Here is a 12,490-nt window from a genome sequence, read left to right on the forward strand (position 1 = left end):
GTAAGATTGGTGATAAGGGCGGGCGAGAGGGCTTTATTTCAGGTCCGTGGCCGTGAGCGTGTACATCGAACGCCGGTTGCGCTTGTAAAGCTTAAGCGCGGCATCCTGGATGGTGGTGCGCGCCGTATCGAAGGCATGCAGGCAGTCGGCTTCGACCACAGGGCGTCCTGCCGTACTTTTGAGGAGGGCAGCGGCTTCCACAAGAAAGCGCACTTCGAACATGCCGTCATAGCCCTGGAAGCGGACGGTCTGCCTGGCTTCATCAAAGCTGCGGCTACGGTTTGGAAACTCAAGGGGCATCGAAACTTCTTTCGGGAGGTCGCCTCACGACACGTGGGCATGACGGTCAGTAAATGGGCGCAATATCGGGACGGCGCCGAGTGGTTTTGCAACGCGGAGACATCCATGACAGGCGGGCGTTCCGCGCGAAAAGGTCTGGCCCTTGAGCGGGCGCACATCACGCTGGCGGGACATCTGTTTGCGCCGCACGTCGGATTTTTCAACATGACGACGGCTTCACCTGTTCGCGACGCATGCCGCGATGAGCGTCTGGTTCGCGCGCAAAGGTGTGAAAGCAGCGGCGTTCCGGCCGACGGCAAAGGCAAAAGGCCTTTCTTCGCGATTAGCGCACAGATGCGCCGGCAAGTCCATTGCCAAATGACCGGTGAGGCGGAATGCGCCAATCAGGCGCCGCAATCTATCGTGATCAGCCGAAACTTCTGCGCCGCGGCTCTACGGCCGGTGTGCCGGCAACCGGGGCAAGCGATTGCAGCACGCGGGTGGCCGGCAGGATAGCGATGACTTCGGTGCCTTCGCGCAGCTGCGATTTCAGGATGAACTGACCGTCATGCTTGGCAAGGATCGCCTGCACGATCGGAAGCCCGAGCCCGGTGCCCTGTTCGGCGCTCTTGATGGCGATGGAACCCTGGCCGAAGGCCGAGAGCACCACCGGGATCTCCTCTTCCGCAATGCCCGGTCCATTGTCCTTGATCGCGACATACTGGCCGCCGCCCGCCGTCCAGCCGACCTTGACGGTGACGGTGCCGCCCTGGCTGGTGAACTTGACCGCGTTGGAGAGAAGATTGAGCAGCACCTGGCGGATCGATTTTTCATCCGCCCAGACCTGCGGCAGGTTCGGCTCGAACTGCTGCTGGATGCTGATATTCTTGGCGCGCGCACGCAGCTGCACCATGCCGATGCAATCCTCTGCGATTTCCAGAAGCGACAGCGCTTCCTCGTTGAGTTCGTAGCGGCCGGCTTCGATGCGCGACAGATCAAGGATCTCGTTGATGAGGTTGAGCAGGTGCTGGCCGGAGCGGTGGATGTCGCCGGCATATTCCCGGTAGGTCGGGTTCTGCAGGGGGCCGAGCACTTCGCTGCTCATCACCTCGGAAAAGCCCAGGATGGCGTTGAGCGGCGTGCGCAGCTCGTGCGACATGGATGCGAGGAAGCGCGACTTGGCAAGGTTTGCCTCCTCGGCGCGCCGCCGTGCCTCGTCGGACATCGACTTTGCCACTTCCAGTTCCGCAATCAGATCGTCCTTTTCCGACTGGTAGGACATGAGCGTCAGGGACGAGCGATGCAGACGGTCGGAAATATAATGAAACAGCGCAAGCGCTGTGGCGCAGAGCCCGGCAAGGCCGAGATCGAAGACATTGCCCGACCAGGCCGCACCGGCCGCGAGCGTGAGGACGGCCGGCAGAAAGGCAAGCAGCAGCGCCTGGCGCAGCATGACATTGGCCATGGCGGTGATGGAGATCGCCACCAGCAGCACCGCGCCCTTGTAGAAATAGAAACTTCCGCTGCTGCCGCAGGCGGCACAATCCGACAGTGTGAAGACGGCAAAGCAGCAGCCGAAGACAAACTGGGCGACCAACAGCCGCAGGCGCCACTTTTCCGTGGCGGTCACCGTCCAGTCGAGGCGCGCGGCGCGGCGGGCCAGAAGAAGATTGATCGAATGCACGGCCAGTGTCAGCAGCGCCCAGGGAAACAGGCGCGCATCGCCGCTGATATAGATGCCGATGGCGGCCACGACGATGATAAACACCGGCATGATCATGGCGCCCTGCAGCATGGTATTGATATGGAGCGCCAGCGTCTCGCGATCGAAAACGAGCGGCCCCTTGCCGCTCGACTGCAGGCGCTCGCGCATGGCGCGCACGGCTTTCGACACCGCCTTGTTGCGGTGTGCGCGGGAACGGTCCACGATGATCTTGTCTGTGGAGGTGCTGACGCCGCTACTCATGGCCATGGGTACTCTTCCGGATCAGGCGAGCATAGGATCCAAATCTTAAGAAGTTCCTGACAGGGTCGATCTGCCAGAAAGGATCTGTTTGCCATGCCTGCCAAGGATGCGTTTGCAATTGGGGCCGACCGGTGACGACAATCCGCCGCAAGGACCGCATTGTTTTGCGCATGGGGCGCACCGCCGCGGCGGTGCTGTGCGTGGTTCTGTTGCTGGCCGCCTTGACGATGCTGCTGCGGCGCGAGGAGACGCGGCTCACCGGGCCGTTCCGGGTGGTGGATGGCGACACGCTGGCGCTTGGCCAGCAGCGGCTGCGGCTTTCCGGCATCGATGCGCCGGAGCTGGCGCAGACCTGTGGCGTGGAAACCTTGGGCGCCAGCGGCTGGCCGTGCGGCAGGCAGGCGCGCAAGGCGCTGGCGCAGCTGATGACTGCCGGTGCGCCGGAATGTCGCGGAACCTCGGTTGATCGCTATGGCCGTCTTCTCGTAAATTGTACAGGCGACCAGGGGAGCATCAATGCCGCCATGGTGCGTGCCGGCATGGCGGTGGCAAGCGGTGGCGGACCCTATGGCCGCGAACAGGCGCTCGCGCAGAAGGATCGCGCCGGCCTCTGGCAGGCACAGTTCGAGATGCCGCGCCTTTGGCGCGAAAGACAGGGAATGGCACAGGATGAGGACGAGGCGGGGCAGGTTTGGCAGTGGATAATGCGGTTTCTTCAGACGCTTTGGATAGCGCCAACAGCGCCGGCGATGAGCGGCTGAGCCTGCTCCGGCACGCCATCACCGGCTGCCGCATCTGTCGCGATGTGCCGGTGCGCGGCATTGCCGATCGCCTTGCCCATGAGCCGCGCCCGGTTGTTGTTCTGTCGACGCGGGCAAAGGTGCTGATTGCGGGGCAGGCGCCGGGACTTCGGGTGCATGAAAGCGGCCTGCCGTTCAACGATGCCTCCGGCGACCGCCTGCGCCAATGGCTGTCCGTGACGCGGGAGGAATTTTACGATGCCGACCGCTTTGCCATCGTGCCCATGGGCTTCTGCTTTCCGGGCTATGATGCGCGCGGAAGCGATCTGCCTCCACGTATCGAATGTGCGCCGATGTGGAGGAGGGCGGTGATCGATGCCATGCCGCAGATCGAACTGGTGCTCGCCGTCGGGGCCTATGCGCAGTCCTGGCATATGCCGGGGCGGGTGCAAAAGACGATGACCGCGACGGTTGCCAACTGGCGCGCCGGCTTCTTTGCCAATGACGGCCCGAAAGTGATGGCGCTGCCGCATCCGAGCTGGCGAAACAGCGGCTGGCTGAAGAAGAATGCCTGGTTCGAGGCCGAGCTTCTGCCGGTGCTGCGCCAGCATGTGGACAGTCTGGTGCGTTGAAACGAATTTCGGTTACATCCTCAATTTTTCGCGCTAAGAAGAAAAAGAATCCCCGAAGGAGTGAATATGGACCGTCTAGACCGCAAAATTCTGCGCATCCTGCAGGAGGATTCGACGCTTGCCGTCGCCGATCTCGCCAAGAAGGTCGGCCTGTCCACAACGCCCTGCTGGCGCCGCATCCAGAAGATGGAGGAAGACGGCGTCATTCGTCGGCGTGTGGCGCTGCTCGATCCGGTCAAGGTCAACACCAAGGTCACGGTTTTCGTGTCGATCCGCACCGCCAGCCACTCCATCGAATGGCTGAAGCGGTTTTCGGAAGTGGTGGCTGATTTTCCCGAAGTGGTGGAATTCTACCGCATGAGCGGCGACGTCGACTATCTGCTGCGCGTCGTCGTGCCCGATATCGCCGCCTATGACGCCTTCTACAAGCGGATGATCGCCCGCATTGAAATCCGCGACGTCTCCTCCGCCTTCGCCATGGAGCAGATCAAGTACACGACCGAACTGCCGCTGGATTACATGCTCCTGGACAACCAGAAGGCCGGTGAGGACTGAGGGGCAGGCCAACTGTTCAGTGTGCCTCGCTTGGTGTATCATTCCGCCAAAGCGAGGAAACACCATGTCGTTGCTGAAAGAACTGGCAGCCAAGGCATCAACGATCGAGACCGCGGGACATACCATCCGTGAGGATGCATTGAAGCGCGGTGCGTCATTCTCCTATATCGATCCGTCGCGGCCAGACGTGATCGTGGTCGAAACCAGCGATGACGTCGCATCGATGAAGGCCAAGGCTTTTCCGCGCAAAGCCCAGATGTGAGCGCAGCCGTGTCCCGCAGCGCCGTTCAGCCAAGCTGCAGTCTGCTGGCAGGCCCGAACGGTGCCGGCAAATCTACGATCTTTTCCCTGATCGATCTTCCCGGCATCTTCATAAACGCCGATGAAATTGCCGCGCGAATTGATCCAGCTCAGCCCGCAAACGCGGCGCTTCAGGCTGGCCGGGAGGCCCTGCGCCTGCTTGACGAGGCCTTTCTGGCGCATGAAAGCTTTGTGTATGAAACGACGCTCAGCAGCCATCAGTCGATCAATGTTCTTCGGCGGGCGCGGATGTCGGGTTTTCGCACGCAGCTTGTCTTCGTCGCGCTTCAGCAGGTGGACCTTCATGTGCAGCGCGTTCGCGACAGGGTGTTGAAGGGTGGCCACCATATTCCGGAAGCCGTCATCCGCAGGCGCTACGACGTTGCCTTCGACAACCTGACGATTGCCGTGGCGCTGAGTGACGAGCTTGCGGTGTTCGACAATAGTCATGCAGCGGGACCGTCGTTGCGGTTGACGATCGATCACGGCACCATCGCCACCAACGCGCTCTCCCGCACGCGGCCCTTCGACCGCAGGATCGCGGCCTGTGTGGCCCCGGCGCTGTCGATGCGCGCCGAGGATCTCTTTGTCGGGTAGAACCGGTCGGTCCGGTTATTTTTCCAGCCGGGCGAGCAGTGAGGACGTGTCCCAGCGATTGCCGCCAAGCTTCTGCACTTCGCCATAAAACTGGTCGACGACGGCGGTGACGGGAAGCGTCGCACCATTGCGCTTGGCTTCGGTCAGCACGATGTCGAGATCCTTGCGCATCCAATCGACGGCAAAGCCGAACGTGTAGGTGCCGGCATTCATCGTCTTGTAGCGGTTTTCCATCTGCCAGGAGCCGGCTGCCCCCTTTGAGATGACTTCGATAACCTTTTCAATATCAAGGCCGGCTTTCTTGCCAAAGTGAATCCCTTCGGCAAGGCCTTGTACGACGCCGGCGATGCAGATCTGGTTGACCATCTTCGTGAGCTGGCCGGAGCCGGCCGGGCCCATCAGGCCGACCATGCGGGCATAGGCATCGATGACCGGCCGCGCCTTTTCAAAGACCTCCGCATCGCCGCCGCACATGACGGTCAGCACGCCGTTTTCGGCGCCCGCCTGGCCGCCCGAGACCGGCGCATCGATAAAGCCGCAGCCTTTTGCGGTCGCTGCGGCGTAAAGCTCGCGGGCAACTTCGGCAGAGGCCGTGGTATTGTCGATGAGGATGGCGCCGGGCTTCATGCCGGCAAGCACGCCGGTTTCGCCGAGCGTGACCGAGCGCAGATCATCGTCATTGCCGACGCAGGTGAAGACGAAATCGGCATCTTCGGCCGCCGCGCGCGGGGTGGGGGCCGATGCGCCGCCGAACTTTTTCGCCCAGGCATCCGCCTTGGCGGCGGTGCGGTTATAGACCGTGACCGCGTGGCCGCCCTTCTCCTTCAGATAACCTGCCATGGGGAAACCCATGACGCCGAGACCGATGAATGCAACTTTCGCCATGTCATGCTCCAACTGTGATGGGCGATGATTAGCTGAAATCATCCGGATCGGAAAGCGGTCTGAGGTGAAAGCAGAGCGCTGACCGGCGCATCGAAAAAATCGCCGCTCCGGGTTTCTTGGCGCAGAACCTCGGAAAGCTTGGAAAAATTTCTCCCAATATATGCGTATTTCGGAATGAAATAATGTCGATCAATTCTATGGGTTGATGGAACATAAGGGCATGAGAAGGCGACGGCGGACGGCCGCAGCTTGAAAGGTGCAAGTCCGACATCGGACGCAGGAAGGGGATGGATCATGGTCAATCGCAGACAGGTACTGGGACTGATGGGCGCGGCGGCGGCCGCGACATTGCCGCTCGCACGGGGGGCTCAGGCGGCATTGCCGAAGACGCTTCGCATCGGCTGGCAGAAGAATGGCGTGCTCGCGCTCGCCAAGAGCCAGGGCGCGCTGGAAAAGCTGTTTGCCGACCGTGGCGTCCAGATCACCTGGTCGGAATTCTCCTCCGGCCCGCCGCTGCTTGAGGCACTGGGCGCCGGAGCCCTGGACCTTGGACCGACCGGCGACGTGCCGCCGCTGTTTGCCCAGGCGGCCCGCGGAAACCTCGTCTATATCGGCACCTATAAGGGAAGCGCGGCAGGCTCGGCCATTCTCGTCAACAAGGATTCACCGATCCGCACGCTTGCCGACCTCAAGGGCAAGAAGCTTGCCTTCAAACGCGGCTCGAGCGCCCATAACGTAGCGGTACAGGCGCTGCGCAAGGCTGGCCTGTCGCTTTCCGACGTGACGCTCGTCGATCTGGCGCCGCCGGATGCGGCAGCGGCCTTCAAGACCGGCAGCATCGACGCCTGGTCGATCTGGGATCCGTACACGGCCGTCGCCGAAGCAGATCCGCAGACGCGGGTGCTGACGACAGCCGAAGGCATTGTCGACAGCTGGAGCTATTTCCTTGCCAATGGCGACTTCGCAAAGGAGCATGGCGACCTCATTCCGGAAATTTTCGGCGAGCTTTCGAAGGTCGGCAAGCGGGCGCAGGCCGACCTCGCCACGACCGTGCCGGCGCTGTCTGCCATCACCGGCGTGCCGGAGGATGTGACCCGCATCACGCTCACCCGCGCAGGCTTTGATCTCGGTGCCGTCGATACCGTTTCGGATGCAGCCATCGCCTATCAGCAGGCGCTGGCGGACGAGTTCTTCGAGCTGAAGATCCTGCCGAAGAAACTCACCATCACCGATATCGTCTGGCGCCCGAAGGCCAGCTGAACCGATCCGCAGCCTGGAGGCCTGATACATGACCCTTAACGCCGAGAAGCCCATCGACTTCCTGTGGTTCATTCCGACCAGCGGCGATGGCACCTATATCGGTGCCAGCGATCTCAACCGCGCGCCCGACAACCGCTACCTGCGCGAGATTGCCGTGGCCGTGGACCGGCTCGGCTATAGCGGCGTGCTGTTGCCGACCGGCGTGTCCTGCGAGGAAAGTTTTGTGACCGCCGCCTCGCTTGCGCCGTTTACGGAGAAGCTGAAGTTTCTGGTCGCCATTCGCCCTGGCACGGCATCGCCTGCCTATTATGCCCGCTTGGCCTCGACGCTCGACCGCATCTCGGGCGGCCGGCTGCTCCTCAATATCGTGGTGGGCGGCAGTCCGGCGGAACTGGCCGGCGACGGCATCTTTCATCCGCATGATGAACGCTATGCCCATGCGGAGGAATTCTTCCAGGTGTTCGAGGATCTGCTCGCCACCGGCAAGGCCGATCTCGACGGCAAATACGTGCAGGCGAAGGAGGCCCGTCTCGGCTTTCCCTCGATCCAGCAGCCGCGCCCGCCGCTTTATTTCGGCGGTTCCTCCGATGCCGGTATCGAATTTTCGACGGGGCGCGCCGACAAGTACCTGACCTGGGGCGAACCGCCGGAGCAGGTGGCGGAAAAGGTGGCGCGGGTGCGCAAGTCCGCCGCCGCCAAGGGCCGCGAGGTATCCTTCGGCATCCGGTTGCATTTCATCGTGCGCGAAACCGATGACGAGGCTTTCGAGGCGGCCGACCGGCTGATTTCCAAGCTCGACGACGAGACGATTGCCAAGGCCCAGGCGCATTTCGAAAAATCGTCCGATTCGGTTGGCCAGAAGCGCATGGCGGCGCTGCATGGCGGCCGCCGCGACCGTCTGGAAGTCTCGCCCAATCTCTGGGCCGGCATCGGCCTGGTGCGCTCCGGTGCTGGCACCGCTCTCGTCGGCTCGCCGAAGACGGTGGCGGCCAGGCTGCGGGAATACCAGGAGATCGGCATCGAGACTGTGATCGGCTCCGGCTATCCGCATCTGGAAGAAGCCTACCGGGTGGCGGAACTGCTGTTTCCGGAGCTCGGCATTGCCCGGCCCGAACAGCCGACCGGATTTGGCTCGGAATTTTCACAAAAGGCGGTGTTTGCCGGTGGCGGCCACCAGACACTGAAGGCGGTTGCGGCCTCTTGAGAGGGCGCCAGCCGATCCACCCACCACGTTCCGTCCCAGGAGATCCCGCCATGACCAGCATCGATATCGAGGCCGGCCGCACCGTCACAGGCAGGAAGCCTCGTTCCCTTCGCCTCCCAAGACTTGATCGCGAACGCCTGCTGCCTTTTGCCGTGCCACTGGCCCTTGTCCTGTTATGGCAGGCGGGATCTTCTCTGGGGCTCATCTCCGACCGGGTGATGCCGTCGCCGGTTGCCGTCACGCAGGCCTTCTGGTCGGTAGCGGCCGATGGCAGCCTTGGTCATAATATTCTCGTGAGCGGCGTGCGGGCGCTCGCAGGACTTGCGATCGGCGGATCGATCGGCTTCCTGCTCGGCATCGCAAACGGCGTGTCGAAACTGTCGGAGCAGCTGACCGACACGACGCTGCAGATGATCCGCACCATTCCGCATCTGGCGATGATTCCGCTCGTCATCCTGTGGTTCGGCATCGGTGAGGAGGCAAAGCTGTTTCTCACCTCGCTCGGCGTTCTGTTTCCGATCTATCTCAACACCTATCACGGCGTGCGCAATGTCGACCGCGGGCTGATCGAGATGGGCCGCATCTATGGCATGAGCAACTGGTCGCTGTTTTCCAAGGTGATCTTTCCCGGCGCGCTGCCCTCGATTTTCGTCGGGCTGCGCTATGCGCTCGGCATCATGTGGCTGACACTCATCGTGTCGGAATCGATCGCCGCCTCGTCCGGCATCGGCTACATGGCCAACAATGCCCGGGAATTCATGATGACCGATGTCGTGGTGCTGGCACTCGTTATCTATGCCGTGCTCGGCAAGCTCGCCGACGTGATCGCCCGGTCCCTGGAGCGCTGGACGCTGTCCTGGAACGCTGCCTATCAACGCTGAGCCGGAAAGTTAGAACGCCATGTCGATTGCCCCCTTCCATACGACGCTGTCACTGCTGACCGAGCCTGAGACCGACACGAGGACAAATTTGAGGACCGGCCGGGCCGCTTCGCCGGTCCCCCAGCCGGGTGCTCCGGCAAAGGCTGCGGCGCTGACACTGCGCGGCGCTGAAAAAAGCTTCGGGGCAAACCGCGTGCTGCGCGGTATCGACCTCGTCATCCCCGCCGGCCAGTTCGTGGCGATCGTCGGCAAGAGCGGCTGCGGCAAGAGCACGCTGCTGAGGCTGCTGGTGGGCCTGGAAACGGCAAGCAGCGGCGACATCGTCTTCACCGACGAAGAGGGCCGGGCGATTGCGCCGGAGGCGCGCATCATGTTTCAGGAGCCGCGGCTTCTGCCCTGGTTCAACGTGATCGACAATGTCGGCGTGGGGCTCGGCGAGGGGATCTCGCGTGCCGAGGCGCGGGCACGGGCCGAGCAGGTGCTGTGGGAAATGCATCTGCGCGACAAGGCGCTCGACTGGCCGGCCAGTCTTTCTGGCGGCCAGCGGCAGCGCGTGGCTCTGGCACGCGCCCTGGTCAGCCGGCCGGGGTTTCTGGCGCTCGACGAGCCGCTCGGCGCGCTCGATGCGTTAACGCGGATCGGCATGCAGCAGCTTGTGTCCCGCGTCTGGCGCGAGCTCAGCTTCACCGCGGTTCTGGTAACGCATGACGTCAACGAGGCCGTGCATCTGGCCGACCGGGTGATCGTGCTCGACGAGGGGCGGGTGACGCTCGATCTCGACGTGCCGCAGGCGCATCCGCGCGAGCATGGCGACCCGGAACTGGCGCGCCTGGAAGGACGGCTTCTGTCGGCGATCCTGGGAACGCAGTAGGTGAGGGGACGCAGTAGGCGAGGCGCATTCGCCTCGCCCGGCAAGCGGCCGCCTCTCAGAACGGCTTGATGATGGCAAGGCCGACGACGATCACCACCGAAACAAGCACGATCAGCATGCCCTTGGCGACGAAGGCTGGCGGGTCGAGAAGCGGATTGGCCTCCATGCGGCGCAGCCAGGCGCTCTGCATGCCGTGGAGGGCGGACAAGAGGACGACGATCAACAGCTTCAAATGCAGCCAGCCGCCGGTAAAGCCGACATAGCCGAAGGCGAGGATCAGGCCGAAGATCCAGGCGCCGGCGAGCGCGCCGGTGGTGACGATCCGGTCATAGCGGCGCAGCGCGCTGATGACGCCGGTGCGGATCGGCGCCGGCACCATGCCGATAACGAAGGCATTGATCAGCATGCCGCCGACCCAGATGATATCGGAGGCGACGTGAAGCGCCTTGAAGAGGAAATACAGCATTGATCAATCCCAGATCTGTGTTTCGGAAAAGCCGAGTTCGGCAAGATCGCCCCGGCGCAGCGCCTGATCGGTGGCGGAGGCGCAGAAGAATTCATCCAGTTGCGGCGGCTTCGTGCGCGTGCCCGACAGCATGGCATGCACTTGGCCGCGATGGTGGATCTGGTGCTGGAAGAGATGCAGCAGGAGCCGGTCTGCCCGTTCACGCTGCTCATGCGTCTGGCGCGGAATGACAACCTCGCGCTCAAGATCATCCGGCGTCATCTGGCGACAGTGATCGATCAGGCGGCGGTCGATGGCGCGTTGCTCGCGCTCCAGATCGGTAAAGTCGAGAAAGGGCAGTTCCGGCTCGAAAGCGGACGGACCCATCGGCCGGCCTTCAAGCGCGCTCACATAAAACCAGTCCACCGTCAGGATATGGTTCAGCGTCTTCAGGATGGAGGGAAAGAAGCTCGTGCGGGTGACCTGCAGTTCCTGCGGCGTCAGCGTCCGGCAGGCGCCGAGAAGCCGATGATTGGCCCAGGCATTGTTATAGGCCTGGACGAGGAAATAGCGGTTCGGTGTCATGGTCCCCTCCGATTGCCGATCAATTTAGAGTGGCCGGGCAGCGCTGGCTAGATCCGTTCTGATCCGCGGTTCATTGCGGGGGCGGAGCGGGCGGGGTTTTCCGGCCGTCGCCTTTGCGATAGGCTCAGCCAAGGCAGATGCCTTAAAAAGAAGAGGCCCCGCAATGTTTCTCGACCTTAACGGCTATTATCGCCGCCTCCCGGACCCACCGCCGCAAAACCCGGGGCGCCGGTCGCTGACGGCAAGAGAGCAGAAGGTGATGCTCTGGGTCATCTGCGTCAATCTCGTGCTGCTTTTCGTTGCGCCGATCGGTGGCGCAACGGTGATCCATGCGGCGTTTTCCGCCCTGTTTCGCTAGCGTCCTGTCGATTCCGCAGGCGGGTGCAGGGCTAAGAGCCGTCCGCGTTACTGCCGGGCGAGGCGGGCAATCACCAGATGGCCGGGGCTCGGATTGCCCTCCTGCATCCGCACATTGATCTCTTCCATCTCGATCAGGGAAAAGCCGGTATCGGCCAGCCGTTCGCGGATATAGGCGGGCGAATGGACGAAGCGCTGGTGGGGGCCGACCATATAGGGACGGCCGGCCATGGCTTCCTCGGAAAGCGTTTCCGACGAGAAGACGAAAATGCCGCCATCGACCATGTTTTCGGCAGCGCCGAAAAACAACGGCTCCAGCGCGCCGAGATAGGGCAGCACGTCGGTGGCGGTGATGAGATCGAAGGGCTCGTCATCATTGTCTTCGAGGAAATCCTCGATTTCGGCCACATAGAGCGTTTCGTACAGATCCTTTTCATGGGCGATCTCGACCATGTTTTCGGAAATGTCGATGCCGGTAATATCCTCGCAGAGATCACGCAGCGTGCCGCCGGTGAGCCCCGTGCCGCAGCCGAGATCGAGCATGCGCTTGAAAGGTCCAAGCTCGCGCTCCTGCAGACGCTGCAGCACCATTTTCGGCACGTCATAGCCCAGCTGCGCGACGAGGATATCCTCAAAGCTTTCCGCATGCTGGTCAAACAGCGTTTCCACATAGGCATCGGGCGCCTTGGGTGGCGTTTCGCCGCGCCCGAGCGAGGCGATGCGCACCGAGGCGCCGCCGTGATCGTCCGGATCGATCTCCAGAACCTCGCCATAGGCGGCGACGGCCGCATCGATTTCGCCCGCCTTCTCATGGGCGAGAGCCCGGTTATAGGCTTCCGCCAGCGCGTCTTCGTCGATCTTGGTCATGGCAGCCTTCTTTTTCCGAACCGTTGCGCCCGGATTTAAGCAAAGTGCCACCCAATGGCAAGGACA

16 protein-coding genes are annotated in these 12,490 nt (G+C 62.6%); 10 read left to right on the plus strand and 6 right to left on the minus strand.

From position 1 onward, the window contains the following. Positions 1–33: 33 nt before the first annotated feature. Both ACEXP3_RS14490 and ACEXP3_RS14495 read right to left on the minus strand, forming a co-directional pair. Positions 34–300: a DUF1488 family protein gene (locus tag ACEXP3_RS14490; RefSeq protein WP_377297926.1), complete on the minus strand. Its 267-nt coding sequence runs from the start codon at positions 298–300 to the stop codon at positions 34–36. Positions 301–706: 406 nt separating this feature from the next. Continuing rightward, positions 707–2,245 carry a sensor histidine kinase gene (locus ACEXP3_RS14495; RefSeq protein ID WP_377297998.1) on the minus strand — a complete coding sequence of 513 codons (1,539 nt, stop codon included), beginning with the start codon at positions 2,243–2,245 and terminating at the stop codon, positions 707–709. Between the two features lie 131 nt (positions 2,246–2,376). Here ACEXP3_RS14495 and ACEXP3_RS14500 point away from each other — a divergent pair, with 131 nt between their 5' ends. The 5 genes from ACEXP3_RS14500 to ACEXP3_RS14520 all read left to right on the plus strand — a co-directional run bounded on the left by ACEXP3_RS14500 (position 2,377) and on the right by ACEXP3_RS14520 (position 5,069). Then, on the plus strand, positions 2,377–3,006 hold the full coding sequence (locus ACEXP3_RS14500) for a thermonuclease family protein (RefSeq protein ID WP_377297927.1): 630 nt from the start codon (positions 2,377–2,379) through the stop codon (positions 3,004–3,006). Beyond that, positions 2,970–3,617 carry a uracil-DNA glycosylase family protein gene (locus tag ACEXP3_RS14505; protein WP_377297928.1) on the plus strand — a complete coding sequence of 216 codons (648 nt, stop codon included), beginning with the start codon at positions 2,970–2,972 and terminating at the stop codon, positions 3,615–3,617. Before ACEXP3_RS14500 ends, ACEXP3_RS14505 begins: the two co-directional genes overlap by 37 nt. A 66-nt stretch (positions 3,618–3,683) precedes the next feature. After that, the gene (locus ACEXP3_RS14510) at positions 3,684–4,172 is read left to right on the plus strand and encodes an Lrp/AsnC family transcriptional regulator (RefSeq protein WP_210104883.1); all 489 of its coding nucleotides are present in this window, start codon (positions 3,684–3,686) and stop codon (positions 4,170–4,172) included. A gap of 64 nt (positions 4,173–4,236) precedes the next feature. Continuing rightward, the gene (locus tag ACEXP3_RS14515) at positions 4,237–4,434 is read left to right on the plus strand and encodes a hypothetical protein (RefSeq protein WP_377297929.1); all 198 of its coding nucleotides are present in this window, start codon (positions 4,237–4,239) and stop codon (positions 4,432–4,434) included. Beyond that, positions 4,431–5,069 carry an ATPase gene (locus tag ACEXP3_RS14520; protein ID WP_377297930.1) on the plus strand — a complete coding sequence of 213 codons (639 nt, stop codon included), beginning with the start codon at positions 4,431–4,433 and terminating at the stop codon, positions 5,067–5,069. Before ACEXP3_RS14515 ends, ACEXP3_RS14520 begins: the two co-directional genes overlap by 4 nt. Positions 5,070–5,084: 15 nt before the next feature. On the opposite strand, the gene ACEXP3_RS14525 is transcribed toward ACEXP3_RS14520, so the two are convergent. After that, a complete protein-coding gene (locus ACEXP3_RS14525) occupies positions 5,085–5,996 on the minus strand; it encodes an NAD(P)-dependent oxidoreductase (RefSeq protein ID WP_508436198.1) in 912 nt (303 codons plus the stop codon). Between the two features lie 252 nt (positions 5,997–6,248). On the opposite strand from ACEXP3_RS14525, the gene ACEXP3_RS14530 reads away from it, so the two are divergent. Genes ACEXP3_RS14530 through ACEXP3_RS14545 form a run of 4 tightly spaced genes read left to right on the plus strand, consistent with a single transcriptional unit; the run spans position 6,249 to position 10,170 of the window. Next, complete coding sequence (locus tag ACEXP3_RS14530) at positions 6,249–7,214, plus strand: aliphatic sulfonate ABC transporter substrate-binding protein (protein WP_210104887.1); 966 nt, start codon at positions 6,249–6,251, stop codon at positions 7,212–7,214. A 28-nt stretch (positions 7,215–7,242) separates the two neighbouring features. Beyond that, complete coding sequence (gene ssuD / locus ACEXP3_RS14535; RefSeq protein WP_377297931.1) at positions 7,243–8,418, plus strand: FMNH2-dependent alkanesulfonate monooxygenase; 1,176 nt, start codon at positions 7,243–7,245, stop codon at positions 8,416–8,418. A gap of 50 nt (positions 8,419–8,468) precedes the next feature. Beyond that, positions 8,469–9,299 carry an ABC transporter permease subunit gene (locus tag ACEXP3_RS14540; RefSeq protein WP_377297932.1) on the plus strand — a complete coding sequence of 277 codons (831 nt, stop codon included), beginning with the start codon at positions 8,469–8,471 and terminating at the stop codon, positions 9,297–9,299. A 19-nt stretch (positions 9,300–9,318) separates the two neighbouring features. Next, complete coding sequence (locus ACEXP3_RS14545) at positions 9,319–10,170, plus strand: ABC transporter ATP-binding protein (protein ID WP_377297933.1); 852 nt, start codon at positions 9,319–9,321, stop codon at positions 10,168–10,170. A gap of 55 nt (positions 10,171–10,225) precedes the next feature. Here the strand turns inward: ACEXP3_RS14545 and ACEXP3_RS14550 are convergent, their stop codons facing one another. Beyond that, on the minus strand, positions 10,226–10,636 hold the full coding sequence (locus ACEXP3_RS14550) for a CopD family protein (RefSeq protein WP_377297934.1): 411 nt from the start codon (positions 10,634–10,636) through the stop codon (positions 10,226–10,228). 3 nt (positions 10,637–10,639) lie between these two features. Next, positions 10,640–11,200, minus strand: coding sequence for a DinB family protein (locus ACEXP3_RS14555; protein ID WP_377297935.1), 561 nt, complete (start codon positions 11,198–11,200; stop codon positions 10,640–10,642). A gap of 163 nt (positions 11,201–11,363) precedes the next feature. Between ACEXP3_RS14555 and ACEXP3_RS14560 the strand changes: the two genes are divergently transcribed. Continuing rightward, positions 11,364–11,558: a hypothetical protein gene (locus ACEXP3_RS14560; RefSeq protein WP_377297936.1), complete on the plus strand. Its 195-nt coding sequence runs from the start codon at positions 11,364–11,366 to the stop codon at positions 11,556–11,558. Positions 11,559–11,605: 47 nt separating this feature from the next. On the opposite strand, the gene ACEXP3_RS14565 is transcribed toward ACEXP3_RS14560, so the two are convergent. After that, positions 11,606–12,424, minus strand: coding sequence for a class I SAM-dependent methyltransferase (locus ACEXP3_RS14565; protein WP_377297937.1), 819 nt, complete (start codon positions 12,422–12,424; stop codon positions 11,606–11,608). Positions 12,425–12,490 lie beyond the last annotated feature (66 nt).

Origin of the sequence: Neorhizobium fuzhouense (assembly GCF_042611105.1) — a bacterium.
GTDB lineage: Bacteria > Pseudomonadota > Alphaproteobacteria > Rhizobiales > Rhizobiaceae > Neorhizobium > Neorhizobium galegae_A.